This is a genomic window from Corallococcus praedator (assembly GCF_003612125.1).
GTDB classification, from domain to species: domain Bacteria; phylum Myxococcota; class Myxococcia; order Myxococcales; family Myxococcaceae; genus Corallococcus; species Corallococcus praedator.
Genome location: NZ_RAWI01001099.1, coordinates 1 through 434, shown reverse-complemented (window position 1 = coordinate 434; position 434 = coordinate 1). Strand labels below are relative to the sequence as shown.

1 pseudogene is annotated in these 434 nt (G+C 58.1%); it reads left to right on the top strand.

The window, feature by feature from the left end:
* Window positions 1-141: 141 nt before the first annotated feature.
* A pseudogene (locus tag D7Y13_RS50165) lies at window positions 142-434 on the top strand (2,3-bisphosphoglycerate-independent phosphoglycerate mutase); the annotation flags it as partial.

The window sequence follows — 434 nt, the reverse complement described above, 5'->3', positions numbered from 1 at the left end:
GTCGCAGGCGCTTGGCTGGAGCTAAGCCAAAACTATGCCACTCGAAGAAAACCTGAAGACATTCTGAAGGTTTGGCCGACTGGCCGGCCCCTACATACGGAGAGTAGGCGCTTTAGGGCGCGAAGGCGTACTTTTGCAGGCATGAACAAGCAGGTCCTCTTAGTTATTCTGGATGGGTGGGGCATCGCCCCAAATGTAGAAGTTTCGGCCGTTGACAAGGCCCGGACGCCCTATTTCCACGAACTACTCAATCGCTTTCCGCACAGCACGTTGCAGGCTTCGGGTGAGGCCGTGGGCCTACCCGAAGGCCAGATGGGCAACTCGGAAGTGGGCCACATGAACATTGGCGCGGGCCGTGTAGTAAACCAGGAGCTGGTGCGCATTGGTAAGGCTGCGCGCGAGCGCAAGCTGGGTCAGATACCCGCCCTCAAAGA